9 protein-coding genes are annotated in these 12,127 nt (G+C 65.4%); 5 read left to right on the top strand and 4 right to left on the bottom strand.

The genetic code is table 11. The annotated features are described in order from the left end of the window. Positions 1 to 51: 51 nt before the first annotated feature. A complete protein-coding gene (locus tag PV781_RS13365; RefSeq protein ID WP_274776119.1) occupies positions 52 to 936 on the bottom strand; it encodes an alpha/beta hydrolase family protein in 885 nt (294 codons plus the stop codon). Between the two features lie 283 nt (positions 937 to 1,219). Between PV781_RS13365 and PV781_RS13360 the strand changes: the two genes are divergently transcribed. Further along, positions 1,220 to 1,831, top strand: coding sequence for a 2-hydroxychromene-2-carboxylate isomerase (locus PV781_RS13360; protein ID WP_274776118.1), 612 nt, complete (start codon positions 1,220 to 1,222; stop codon positions 1,829 to 1,831). Between the two features lie 13 nt (positions 1,832 to 1,844). Here the strand turns inward: PV781_RS13360 and PV781_RS13355 are convergent, their stop codons facing one another. After that, positions 1,845 to 2,744, bottom strand: a complete 900-nt coding sequence (locus PV781_RS13355) for a LysR substrate-binding domain-containing protein (RefSeq protein ID WP_274776117.1) — start codon at positions 2,742 to 2,744, stop codon at positions 1,845 to 1,847. A 287-nt stretch (positions 2,745 to 3,031) separates the two neighbouring features. On the opposite strand from PV781_RS13355, the gene PV781_RS13350 reads away from it, so the two are divergent. Genes PV781_RS13350 through PV781_RS13335 form a run of 4 tightly spaced genes read left to right on the top strand, consistent with a single transcriptional unit; the run spans position 3,032 to position 9,049 of the window. After that, positions 3,032 to 6,610 carry a response regulator gene (locus PV781_RS13350; protein ID WP_274776116.1) on the top strand — a complete coding sequence of 1,193 codons (3,579 nt, stop codon included), beginning with the start codon at positions 3,032 to 3,034 and terminating at the stop codon, positions 6,608 to 6,610. Beyond that, positions 6,607 to 7,452, top strand: coding sequence for a CheR family methyltransferase (locus PV781_RS13345; RefSeq protein ID WP_274776115.1), 846 nt, complete (start codon positions 6,607 to 6,609; stop codon positions 7,450 to 7,452). The genes PV781_RS13350 and PV781_RS13345 overlap by 4 nt, the downstream gene beginning before the upstream one ends. After that, positions 7,452 to 8,012, top strand: coding sequence for a chemotaxis protein CheB (locus PV781_RS13340; protein WP_274776114.1), 561 nt, complete (start codon positions 7,452 to 7,454; stop codon positions 8,010 to 8,012). Before PV781_RS13345 ends, PV781_RS13340 begins: the two co-directional genes overlap by 1 nt. Then, positions 8,009 to 9,049, top strand: coding sequence for a two-component system response regulator (locus PV781_RS13335; protein WP_274776113.1), 1,041 nt, complete (start codon positions 8,009 to 8,011; stop codon positions 9,047 to 9,049). The genes PV781_RS13340 and PV781_RS13335 overlap by 4 nt, the downstream gene beginning before the upstream one ends. Before the next feature lie 124 nt (positions 9,050 to 9,173). Here PV781_RS13335 and PV781_RS13330 read toward each other — a convergent pair whose 3' ends face one another. After that, positions 9,174 to 9,680, bottom strand: coding sequence for an acetone carboxylase subunit gamma (locus PV781_RS13330; protein ID WP_274776112.1), 507 nt, complete (start codon positions 9,678 to 9,680; stop codon positions 9,174 to 9,176). A gap of 72 nt (positions 9,681 to 9,752) precedes the next feature. Continuing rightward, positions 9,753 to 12,083 (bottom strand): hydantoinase B/oxoprolinase family protein, encoded by a 2,331-nt coding sequence (locus PV781_RS13325; protein ID WP_274776111.1) that lies wholly within the window; start codon positions 12,081 to 12,083, stop codon positions 9,753 to 9,755. Positions 12,084 to 12,127 lie beyond the last annotated feature (44 nt).

Here is a 12,127-nt window from a genome sequence, read left to right as displayed (position 1 = left end):
TGGAGCGCCCAGACCCATCGGTATGGGGCGCGAGCCAGGCTCCAAGCGCCATCAGCGCTCCAGGCGGACAGCGCGCGGGCGCGTCAGGCCGGGCGGACAGGGGGCGGCACGGCGTACCAGCCGGCCTGGGCCGTCCGGCAGGAGCGTGCCGTTTCGCAACCAGTGCAAGGCCGTGGGCCAGAGGGTCTCCTTGAACCGGTCGTGGAAGAAAGCGAAGTGCCCGATCTTCTCCTGCCCGGTCTCCACCGGATCGATGCGCAGGTGCAGCCGGCAGCTGGCGGTGAAGTAGTCCAGAAGCCGATTGAGCGCGGCCTGCGTCCCGTGGGGATCATCGTCCAGGCCAACCGCGAGGATGGGAGCCTGGACCTTGCCGAAACGCTGCACGATCACTTCCGCTTCGCGTTCGCCGCCGATAAAGATGCCTTGCCGGATCGTGTCCTCGAAGCGGGCCTTCATGCGGCTCCAGTCCCGCACCACGCCCGCTGGGGTGTCCTCCATCCAGCCGAGGCGCTTGGCGGGAAAGTAGCCGAAGATCCGCGTCACGGCCGGCATCAGGACGTGCCACTTCAGGACCATGCGCAGGCGCTGGTCAGCGCCATAATCCCGCCAATAGGCATATTGAGCCCCCACCGTGAAGATGCGCCGGACATGCCGGGCGGAGGGCGCCGCGCCAATGGCGAAGCCACCGATGGAATGGGCTACCACATCCACCGGCTGGCCTGGGAAGGTCCGCTGCACATGCTGGAGAATGGCCTCAAGATCCTGCTCACCCCAGTCCACCCAGTCGCCCTTCATGCCGCTGAGCGATGCCGGGCGCGACTCCCCGATGCCGCGATAGTCGAAGGTGGCGACATCGAAACCGTTGGCGTGCAGATAGTCAGCAAAGCGCGCATAATAGCGGCAGCGCACCGATGTCGCGGCGGCGATCACCACCACGGGCCGGTCCGGCCGGCTGGAAGGATGACGCCAAAGGAAGCCACCAAGGGACAACCGGTCCGGGGTGCGGATGCGGAACGGACGACCCGCCGCAGATCCGCGCTCTCCATGTCCGTCCATCACCCGCATGCCACTCACCGTCAGGAAAAGGGACCCACAGCCTCCCGCGCGCATCGACACCTGTCGAATGAGCATCTTTCCGGCCCCAATGAGCCTTTCTCATTTGCCCACCCCTGCCTCATCTTGCATGCGTGAAGGGGCTTCCCCCTTGACGAGAACACAGATGACCCAAGCGGCCTCTCCCATTCCCTTCTGGTTCGACTTCGCCTCGGGCTACGCCTATTTCGCCGCGCTGGAGATGGAGGCCCTGGAGGGCCGCGTGGGCCGGCCGGTGCACTGGCGGCCCTTCTTGCTGGGCACCGCCTTCAAGGTGACGGGCGCGCGCGGGCTCTCCTCCACACCCCTGAAGAAGGACTATGCGTGGCGGGATTGGGCGCGGATCGCCCGCAGGACCGGCGTCACCTTCAGGCTGCCCCCTCATCACCCGTCGGTGGCCCTCGCGGCGACGCGGGTCTTCTATGTGCTTGAAGAGCGGGACCCCGCCCTCGCGCGCGCCTTCGCGAAGGCGGTGTTCCAGGCCTATTTCACGCAAGGCATCGATAGCGGGAACATGGATGACGTCCGGGGCGTCGCCGATGGCCTGGGCCTTGAGGGCGCGGCGCTGGCCGAGGCGGCATCGGATCCGCGCATCAAGGAGAAGGTGCGTCTGGTGTCCGAAGAGGCTGTGGCCAGCGGCGTCTTCGGGTCACCCTTCTTCTTCGTGGACGGGGAGCCCTTCTGGGGCTGGGATCGCCTGCCCATGATGGAGGAATGGATCCGAACCGGCGGGTGGTGACCCCCCGCCCCGGTCAGGCGCGGGAAGGCCCGGCCTGCTCCACCTGCGCCAGCAGCCAGCTGCGAAGATTGCGCACGCGCCGGTCCCGGGCCAGGGCTTCGGGATAGACGAGATAATAGCCCGCGCCTGCGGGAATGCGGTGATCGAACAGAAGAGCGAGCCTCCCGCTGGCGAGATCGGAGGCGACGATCTCGGTGCCCGCCAGGGTGACGCCAGCTCCATTGATGGCCGCTTGCAAGCCGAGCCCCACGGAATCGACGACCGTGATGGCCCCCGGGGTCACCGGGCCTCCCGGCAGACTCGCATTCCATCGGTCGAAATGGGCGCGGCGATGCTCCGAAAGGAACAGGTTGGAGCGCCCGATGACCGCGCGCAGGTCCGCTTCGCTCCCCCGGCTGAGATCGGGGCATCCCAGCAGCCCCACATTGTCCTCGAACAGGAGATCGCTGACGAGGCCCGGCCAGCCCCCCGCCCCGTGGCGGACGGCGGCGTCCGCCACGCCTGCATTCAGGTCCACCACGCTCTGCGAGGTGGTTATGGCCAATTCGAAGCCGGCGCGTGCGAAAGGGTAGGTGGCGAGGCGCGGCGACAGCCAATGGACCGCGAATGTCGGGAGAATGGAGAGGCGTAACGGCCCCACCCGCCGCTCTGCCGTCAGGGTGCCCACCGCGGCGCTGATGCGGGCAAAGCCGGCGGTAAGGTCCGGCGAGAGTGCGCGCCCGGCCTCGGTCAGTTCAAGGCGCGGCCCGGATCGGCGCATCAGGTCGACCCCCAGCATCTCCTCCAGGATTCGCAATTGATGGCTGACGGCGGAGGGCGTCACGCCGATCTCGGCCGCCGCCTCCTTGATGGACAGATGCCGCGCCGCCGCCTCGAAGGCACGCAATGCATTCAGCGGCACCGTCAGTCGCATGTGGTCGCCCACCCCCACTCCCCCTTGCCGCCGGCCCGCGCTCCACCGAGCCAGCCGGCGCATAGGATCTTATCCCTGCCACGTCCGCCCCGGTAGCGTCAGATTACCATCGGCGAGGACAGGCCGTCGCGGCCGGGTCTTCCCATCCTGTAACGCCGACTGCGGATGCTGACGCTTCCTCAACTCTTTCCTGAGACATACCATCGCAAGGCATTTCCTCGGCCCGGACTTAGGCCGCCGCAGGCCGTGAGGCGCTGCGGGAGCGGAAGGCAAGCGTGGAGAGTGGCATGGGCAACACACGGTCGAACGGCTTCCTGCTGGCCAATCTTCCGCTTCAATGGAAGCTCGCCACCGTCATCGCCGTCCTGATCGCGCTCATGATGGCCGTCCTTGCCGTAGATACCTATGCGGTGCGCAGCGCCACCCAGGCCCAGCGGGAGGCGGACGACCTCGCGCAGATCATCAACCAAAGCAATGTGACCGCCCGCTCCCTCAACCGACGGCAGATCGCGCTGGTCCGCCTGGTCTATGGGGCAGGCGATGCATCGGAAGCGGCCTATGAGGCGGCCAGTGCCGCGGTCCGCGCGGACTTCCAGGCGCTCTCCGACATGGTGGAGGATACGCCCAAGCTGCTCAACCTCCTGCAGGCGGCGGCGACGATAAACGACCAATGGAGTCGCACCAGCAGCCTTCCCATGGTCCAGCTCGCCAAGGAGGTGCGGGCAGGGACCGCCTCGACGTCCGAGCGCGACGAGCGCATGTCCGAATTCCTCGCGACCGAGGCACAGGACGGCGGCAGCCGCAGGATCGTTGCCGGCCTGGATGCCCTCATCAAGGCTGTGAATGCCAAGCTGGATGATACCCGCGACCTCCTCCAGGAACGCGAGACCCAGCTGCGCTATCTCAATCTCTCCGCACTGGCCCTTACCATCGCGGCGGGGATCGGCGCCTTCTTCCTCGCCGCTCGGTCCATCGCCCAGCCGCTGCGCCATCTGGCCGAGCTCATGGAGCGGCTCGCGCGGCATGACCTGTCAATCGAGGTGCCATATGGGGATCGGCGTGACGAGGTGGGCACCATCAGCCGCGCCTTGGGCGTGTTCAAGGCCATGTCCGTCGCCACCTACCAGAGCGACTGGGTGAAATCCGGCGTGGGCGACATCTCCGCCAGCATCCAGAAATGCTCGGACCTGCGGAGTTTCGCGGACACCCTGCTCAAGGACCTCGCCCCCCGCCTCAATGCCGGTGTCGGCGTCTTCTTCGCCTTCGACGAGACCCGGGAGGAACTCACCCTCTCCGGCAGCTACGGCTTCCGCGAGCGGCGCCACATGACAACCACCTACCGGCTTGGCGAGGGCCTGGTGGGGCAGAGTGCCCTGGAGCGCAAGCCGATCCTGCTCAGCCCGGTGCCGGACGACTATATCCGAATCCATTCCGGCACGGGCGAGGCAAGCCCCCGCTGTGTTCTCGTCACGCCCATCCTGTCCAAGGGCCGGTTGCTGGGGGTGCTGGAGCTGGCGAGCTTCGAGCCCTTCGACGCCATGCGCCAGCGCCTGGTGGATGATGCGGCGCAGGTGGTGGGGCTCTCGCTTGACAATCTGATGCGCGCCCTGCGCACCGCCGAGCTCCTGGAACAGAGCCAGCGGCAGGCGCAGGAACTCCAGGTTGCGGAAGAGGAGCTGCGCGTCCAGCAGGAGGAGTTGCGGACCACCAACGACCAGCTCCAGCAGCAATCGCAGCGCCTGATCGCATCCGAGGAGGAATTGCGGGTGCAGGCGGAGGAACTGCAGAAATCCAATTCGGACCTCCGGCGGCATTCAGATGCCATCAGCGAGCAGAAGGACCGGCTGGAGGCACTCCAAAAGGAAACCGAGATCAAGGCCGCCGACCTGGAGCGGGCCAATCAGTACAAATCGCAGTTCCTGGCCAACATGTCCCACGAATTGCGCACGCCGCTCAACAGCATGCTCATCCTCTCGCAGGATCTGGCCGAGAACCGGTCCCGCAACCTCGACGAGGAGCAGGTGGAATCGGCCAGCATCATCCACTCCAGCGGCTCCAATCTCCTGCGTCTCATCAACGAGATCCTCGACCTGTCCAAGGTGGAGGCGGGCAAGATGGACGTGATGCGCGAGCCCATCTCGGTCGCCGCCTTCACACAGCGCATGGAGCGGAACTTCCGCCACGTGGCACAGGACAAGGGGCTCGACTTCTCGATCGATTGCGCTCCCGACGTGCCCGCAACCTTCATCTGCGATGAAGGCAAGCTGGAGCAGATCACCAACAATCTCCTGGGCAATGCCTTCAAGTTTACGCACGACGGCAACGTGGCCGTGACATTTGCCGCCGCCGATGCTGGCCAAAGCCTCGTGATTGAGGTCGCCGATTCCGGCATTGGCATTCCCGACGACAAGCTGGACGCGATCTTCGAGGCGTTCGAGCAGGTGGACGCCAGCAGTCGACGCCAATATGGCGGCACGGGGCTCGGCCTTGCCATTTCCCGCAGCCTTGCCCAATTGCTGGGGGGCAGCTTGACCGTCCGCTCGGTGATGGGAGATGGCGCCACCTTCCGCCTGCAACTGCCGGTCACCCCCGCCGAAGGTGAGACGGCGCGGGTGCCGGCCCATCCCGTGTCCCAAGGCCCCGCGCCCGCCCCACGCCTCGCGGCGCGCCCCACGGTCACGGTGGAGGACGACCGGGACAAGCTGGAGGACGGAAAGGCGCGGATCCTGGTGGTGGAAGATGATCAGGTGTTCGCACGGACCCTGGTGAACATCGTGCGGCGCAGCGGCTATCAGGTTCTTGCAGCGGGCGATGGCGAGAGTGGCCTTGCCCTTGCCCGCGCGCACAATCCCACCGGTATCCTGCTCGACATCATGCTGCCGGGAATGGATGGCTGGACGGTCATCGAGCGGTTGAAGCAGGACCCGGCCACCCGGCACATTCCCGTGCACATCGTCTCGGCCTTGGAAGAGGCGCCCCGCGGGCGCCAGATGGGGGCCATCGGCTTCCTGACCAAGCCGGTGCGGTCAGAGCAACTGGTGGAAGCGCTTTCGAACCTCGCCCATTTCGCCCCGGGCCGGCAGCGGCGCGTGCTGGTGGTTGATGATGACGAGGCCGCCCGCCGCGCAGTGGTCAAGCTCCTGTCCCGCGAAGGGGTGGAAGTGTTCGCCGCCGAGTCCGGCGAGGACGCAATCGCGCGCATGGACGAAGCCGAGTTCGATTGCCTGGTGCTGGATCTCGGCCTGCCCGGCATGTCGGGCTTCGACGTGCTGGAACATCTTTCCGCCCGCTCGCGTCATGTCCCGGTGGTCATCTATTCAGGACGCGAGGTGACGCCTGAGGAAAGCCTGCGGCTGCGCAACTACACCGACAGCATCGTCATCAAGGGCGCGCTCTCGCCCGAGCGCCTGCTGGACGAGGTCAGCCTCTTCCTGCATTCGGTACGGGGCGAGAAGGGCACGGTGCCGGACCACCCGGACGGCGACCTGGCAGGACGGCACGTCCTTGTGGTGGACGACGACATGCGCAACATCTACGCGCTGGCCAAGGTTCTGCGGGGAAAGGGCATGACCGTCACCCTCGCGCAGGACGGCGCCAAGGCCCTGTCGCAACTGGAGGCGCATCGCGACGTGGAGATGGTGCTCATGGACATCATGATGCCCGTCATGGACGGCTATGAAGCCATGGAGAAGATCCGCGCCCGCGGCGGAGCCTGGGCACGCCTGCCGATCATCGCCTTGACAGCAAAGGCCATGAAGGACGACCGCGAGAAGTGCCTGGCCGCCGGTGCCAATGACTACATGGCCAAGCCCATCGACGTGCCGCGGCTCATTTCCATGATCCGCGCCTGGCTGCCCCCCGCATGATTGGCGAGGCCGACAGGGGTGATCTCGAAACCCTGGAGATCGATCTTTTCATCGAGGCGGTGCTGCGCCGGTACGGCTACGACTTCCGGGACTATGGCCGGGCGTCGCTGACCCGCCGCATCCTCAATCTGGTGGGGCGCTTCGAGGCGGAGAACATCACCGATCTGACCGCCCGCGTCCTGCATGCGCCCCACCGGATCACCGAGGTGATCGGCGCCCTGTCGGTTCCGGTCTCCGAGTTCTTCCGCGATCCGGAAACATTCCGGGCCCTGCGGATGAAAGTGTTCCCCGTCCTCGCCTCCTACCCGCAGATCACCATCTGGCAAGCCGGCTGCGCCCGGGGCGAGGAGGTCTATTCCCTGGCCATCCTGCTGAAGGAGGCCGGGCTCTATTCCCGCTGCCGGATCTTCGCCACCGACATCTCCAAGGCCTCCCTGCAGAGCGCGGCGGAAGGCATCTATCCGGCGGCGGAGATGCGCGAGGCCAGCCGACGCTATCTGGAATGCGGGGGCAGCGAGAGCCTCTCGGTCCACTATCATGCCCGCTATGATCTGGCGAAGCTCGATAGCGGGCTGATGGAAAACGTGACCTTTGCCGAACACAACCTCGCCACCGACGCCGTATTCTGCGAAGCCCACCTGATCCTGTGCCGCAACGTCATGATCTATTTCAACGATCGGTTGCAGGCGCGGGCTTTGGGGCTGTTTGCGCAATCCCTCGTCCGGGGAGGGTTTCTGTGCGTCGGCCAGAAGGAAAACCTGCTCTCTACCGCCGCGGCGCCGTTTCAGCGGCAGGAAGGGGATGTGCAGCTTTATCGACTGCGACGAACGATGGAGGCCTGATGGAGGCGGTCGTGGTGGGCAGCTCGGCCGGAGGGCCTGCGGCTCTGCATGAGCTGCTGGCGCGCCTGTCACCGCGCCTTCCCGCGCCAGTGGTCATCGTCAGCCATGTGGGGCGCGGTGGCGCCGCTCTTTTGGCGCGCGGGCTGGCCATGCACTCGGCTCTGCCGGTTCATCTGGCAGCCGAGCGCGTGCCACTGGAGCCCGGTCACGCCTATGTCGCCCCCGACGACTACCATCTTCTCTTCGAGTGCCAGGGGCGGCTCGCCTTGTCCGTCGATGAACGGATCGGCTTTTCACGCCCCTGCATTGATGTCTTGTTCGCGAGCGCAGCAAGGGTTTATAGACAGGAACTTGTGGGCATTGTTCTGAGCGGCGCAAACGGCGACGGCGCGGAAGGCCTTCGCGTGATCCGGCAAAACGGGGGAACAGCCCTGGTGCAGGATCCCGCCGAAGCGGTTGTGGAGGCGATGCCACGGATGGCGCTTGATCGAGCGGGGGCCGATCTGTGCGCCAAGGTGGCGGACCTGGCGGCATTTCTGAACGGCTTTAAGGAAAGATGACACTGCTGCACCCCGCTCTTCCCGATGGCACCGACAGGCCGAAGATCCTGATCGTCGACGACATCGCCGCAAATCTGAAGGCGATGCAGCGCCTGCTCGCCAGCGTCAACGCGGAGCTCTACGAGGCCAGCTCCGGCAATGACGCCCTCGCCTTGTGCCTCGACCATGACTTCGCTCTCATCCTGCTCGATGCGCACATGCCGGACATGGATGGGTTCGAGGTGGCAAAGCACTTGGCGGACGATCCGCGCACCTGCACCATTCCGGTCATTTTCGTGACCGCCGCTTATATTGACGACCTCAACCGCCTGAAGGGCTACACGTTCGGCGCCGTCGACTACATCGCCAAGCCCATCAATGATGCTGTCCTCCTCTCCAAGGTGACGGTGTTTCTGGACCTCCACACCAGCAAGCTGCGCCTCACCGCCGCCCTGGAGGAACTGGAGCGGCGGAACCGGCAGCTGGAAGCCGAGATTGACGAGCGCAAGCGGATCGAGAAACAAATCCGCCACATGGCCACGCACGATGCGCTCACGGGCCTTGGCAATCGCATCCTCTTCCTGGAGCATCTGGGCCGAGAGGCGGCCTTTGCCGATCGCCATGGCGGGCAATTTGCCTTGCTCTACATCGACATTGACGGCTTCAAGGCCGTCAATGACAGCCATGGCCATGCCGCCGGCGACCTCGTCCTCAGCGCCATCGCCCAACGCCTGCGCACCAGCGTGCGCCAGGAGGACATTACCGCGCGCCTGAGCGGCGACGAATTTGCGGTCATCATCGCGCCCATCTCCAGCCGGGAGGCTGCCGCCTCCAAGGCGCATGAATTGGTGCAGCACCTGGCCAAGCCCTACGCTGTGTCCAATGAAGGGCTCGTGAGCACCGTGAATGTGAGCGCCTCCATCGGCGTCGCCGTCTATCCCGACCACGGCCGCGATACGGCCGAACTGATCCGCATCGCCGACCGGGCCATGTATGAGGTGAAGCAGTCCACCAAATCCGGCGCCCGGCTCGCGCCTCTCCTTTCCGACCCCATATAGGCTGCCCGCCAGCCGCCGAAGACAGTCGGTCCTGCTGGCCTGCGCCCGCTCCGATTGAACAGGAAGGGCGCCCCGTCGCCGGAGCGCCCCCCTGTCACGCCTGCTGGCCGGCAAAGGTCTGTGCTCAGGCGTTCGCCCGCTCCGGCACCGGCAAGCCGAGCCATTCCGTGTAGAAGGCGTCGATGTCCGGCTCGAAGTCGTGGATCACCGGATACCAGGGCGTCGGCGCCTCAACGTCATGGAGCGTGCCGCATTCCGGGCAGAAATACTCCCGCACCACCTGCCAGCTGGGCGTCGGCGCCATCAAACGGGGATAGATCTCCTCCATCTTTTGGGGCGTGTCGCGCACGTGGATGCGGGCGTGCAGCTTCCAATTGTCCTTCCAGTCACAAAAGTCGTGACCGCATTCGCAACGCACGGTCCAGCGCTTTGAAACCTTCTGCTGAACCACGAAGAGCTTGGGGCCGAGCGGCAGGATGATCTTGTCGTCCCACGGCATGCGCTCCTGCAGGATTTCCACATAGGTGACGAAGCGCTCCGGGTCCTTCGGGGTGGACAGCATCTGGTGCAGGGTATCGGGATCGATCTTGCCATCGACGAGATCGGCGATCTTGGCGCGGGTGTAGGCCATTGGATTTCCTCCTGATTCACTAAATTTTGGTTCCCCCTCCCCGCACGCGGGGAGGGGTTTGGGACGGCGCGCTCACTCCTCGACGAACTGAACCGTCTTCACGTCCGGCAACTCGGAGATGTCCATGGAGTAGCGCGAGCCATAGGTCGGAACGCCGATCTCGCTTTCCGGCAAGGTCCAGCTCTCCGGCAGGTTCCAGAAAGCCCGGAACTGCTGCTCGAAACGCGGGCCCAGATGGAAGGAGGCGGCGAACATCTGCCGCACCTGTGTGGCAGCGTCCTTGGCGAGGATCTTCTCGCGCTCGCCCTTCATCCAGTCCCTGGTGGGAACGGACTTGGCGATGCGATCCTTGCGGATCTGCGCCCGCAGGGCATCGGTCGCCGCCGTGTCGACCGCGTACAGGCCGTCATCGCCCTTCTTGACCACCACGCCATAGACCTGGGCAGCGAAACGCTCCAGGACGTAGCCACCATTGAGGTCATCGGCCACCGACTGGGGCAGACGGTCGAGCGGATCGCCGAAGCCGGGGCCACCGCGCATGTAGTTCAGGTAGAGATCATAGTCGGAGAACATCTCCTCCGTGGTGATCGCCTGCTTGTCGCGCTTGATCTGGGCGGCCGGGAGCATGGCATCCCAGGTGGGGTGTTCCGGATCGGTGTCGCCGCCGAACGGGATGTCCGCCCCATCGGCGATGAGCGCCTTCAGGTTGGTCTTGTGGGCCGCGAAGCGATAGCCCGACGCCGCCGGATAGCCGCCCATCAGCCCCCAGTCGGAGGAGATGTGGCCATTGCCCATGAAGAACATGGTCCAGTCCTTGGCGTTCCAGACCATGCGCAGGCTCTCGAACCCGCACCCGCCCCGATACTTGCCCGACCCACCCGAGGACGCCTTGATCTGCCGGCCGAGATAGACCAGCGGCTCCGCCAGCTCCCAGATCTCCATGTCGCCCATGTCGCCTTCCGGGTTCCAGATGGCGGCCGCATGGGAGAGACCGTCCTGCACGGCGGTGGCGCCGGTGCCGTTGGCGGCGCACTCGAACGAGTTCACCGCATGGATTTCGTCATACTGGTTGAAGCCGCCGCCCTGGAGCCAGTTGGACGTGTTGGCATTGCCCGCATTCACCTCCTCCAGATAGCCGCGCCCGAAATAGGAGCGCGACAGGCCGCGCCATAGGGCCGTCCAGGCGGAGACCAGGAAATGCCAGCTGTAGGAGAAGGCCACCCGCCGGTCGTCCGGGTTCATCCAGGTGCCCTTGGGCAGGCGGAACTCGGTGCCGTAGGCGGCGCCGTCATTGATCATTTCGGAGGGGATGAGCGTCTGGGTCATCATCACCCAGATGCCGGAGGTGAAGCTCACCTGATGGGCATTATAGGTGTGCCAGCCCCAGCGGCTTGAACCCTCGAAATCCAGGCGCCACGTGCCGTCCTTGCGGATGGTCATCTCGCAGGGCGCATGCATGATGGTGTCGAGCTTGGCAAAGTCTGAGGGCACCCGCACGTCCTCATGGGCGTAGGGCACGTCCACGAAGCCCACCTGCCGGTAGGTGCCGGGAATGGTCATGGCCTTGATGCGGGCCTGGAGGCCGAGGCGCCCGTGCTCCACCGCCTCATAGGCGAACTTCCAATAGGCCTCGATGCCCTCTTCCGCGACCACCTCTTCCACGAGCTTGCGGATCATGTGGCAGCCGGCGATGCGGGTGCGCTCGTCCAGCATCCAGTAGCGGGTGGTGCGCACCATGCGCTGGCTCTCGTGCAGCCAGTCGCGGAACAGCGTGTCATTCTCGCCGACCTTGCGGCAGGTGATGGAATAGCCGTCGCCGAAGCGCTGCACCTGGCCCGTGGCCATGGAGCCCGGCCCCACCGCGCCGGTGTCGATGACGTGGGTGACGCCGCCCACCCAGCCGATCAGTTCTCCTTCCCAGAAGATGGGAACGATGGTGTGGATGTCGCAGGGATGGACGTTCCCGATCAGAGAATCGTTGTTGCAGAAGATGTCCTTGTCGCGAACACCGGGATTGGCCTCCCAATTGTTCTCGATCATGTATTTGATGGCGGCACCCATGGTTCCCACATGGATGATGATGCCGGTTGAGGTCAGGAGGCTGTCCCCCGCCGCATTGTAGAGGGTGAAGCACAGTTCGCCCTCCTGCTCGACGATGGGCGAGGCCGCGATCTTCTTGGCGGTCTCGCGGGCATCCACCACGCCGGCCCGCAAGCGAGAGAAGAGCTTGTTGTAGAGGATGGGCTCCTTCTCCCGCAGTTCCAGCTTCTCAAGGCCGGCATAGCGGCCGGTGGCCTTGGTGGCCGCCATCAAGCGGTCGCGGTGTTCCTTCAGCGTCTCGCCCCCGCGCACGATGCCGCGGGTCGCGCCGTGAAGACTGCTCTGGTTGACGTTGACGTTCATCGGGTCGTTTCCTTCGCATGTTTTGGCTTGGCAATTCCGGCCCG

This window comes from Aquabacter sediminis (assembly GCF_028863665.1).
Classification (GTDB): domain Bacteria; phylum Pseudomonadota; class Alphaproteobacteria; order Rhizobiales; family Xanthobacteraceae; genus L1I39.
The sequence above is the reverse complement of the archived record's forward strand: the minus strand, read 5'-3'. Positions and strand labels throughout refer to the sequence as shown.

Excerpts from the sequence above, each read along its gene's own strand:
- PV781_RS13360 (WP_274776118.1), top strand. The coding sequence starts at position 1,220 with ATGACCCAAGCGGCCTCTCCCATTCCCTTCTGGTTCGACTTCGCCTCG.
- PV781_RS13355 (WP_274776117.1), bottom strand. The coding sequence starts at position 2,744 with ATGCGACTGACGGTGCCGCTGAATGCATTGCGTGCCTTCGAGGCGGCG.
- PV781_RS13350 (WP_274776116.1), top strand. The coding sequence starts at position 3,032 with ATGGGCAACACACGGTCGAACGGCTTCCTGCTGGCCAATCTTCCGCTT.
- PV781_RS13345 (WP_274776115.1), top strand. The coding sequence starts at position 6,607 with ATGATTGGCGAGGCCGACAGGGGTGATCTCGAAACCCTGGAGATCGAT.
- PV781_RS13340 (WP_274776114.1), top strand. The coding sequence starts at position 7,452 with ATGGAGGCGGTCGTGGTGGGCAGCTCGGCCGGAGGGCCTGCGGCTCTG.
- PV781_RS13335 (WP_274776113.1), top strand. The coding sequence starts at position 8,009 with ATGACACTGCTGCACCCCGCTCTTCCCGATGGCACCGACAGGCCGAAG.
- PV781_RS13330 (WP_274776112.1), bottom strand. The coding sequence starts at position 9,680 with ATGGCCTACACCCGCGCCAAGATCGCCGATCTCGTCGATGGCAAGATC.
- PV781_RS13325 (WP_274776111.1), bottom strand. The coding sequence starts at position 12,083 with ATGAACGTCAACGTCAACCAGAGCAGTCTTCACGGCGCGACCCGCGGC.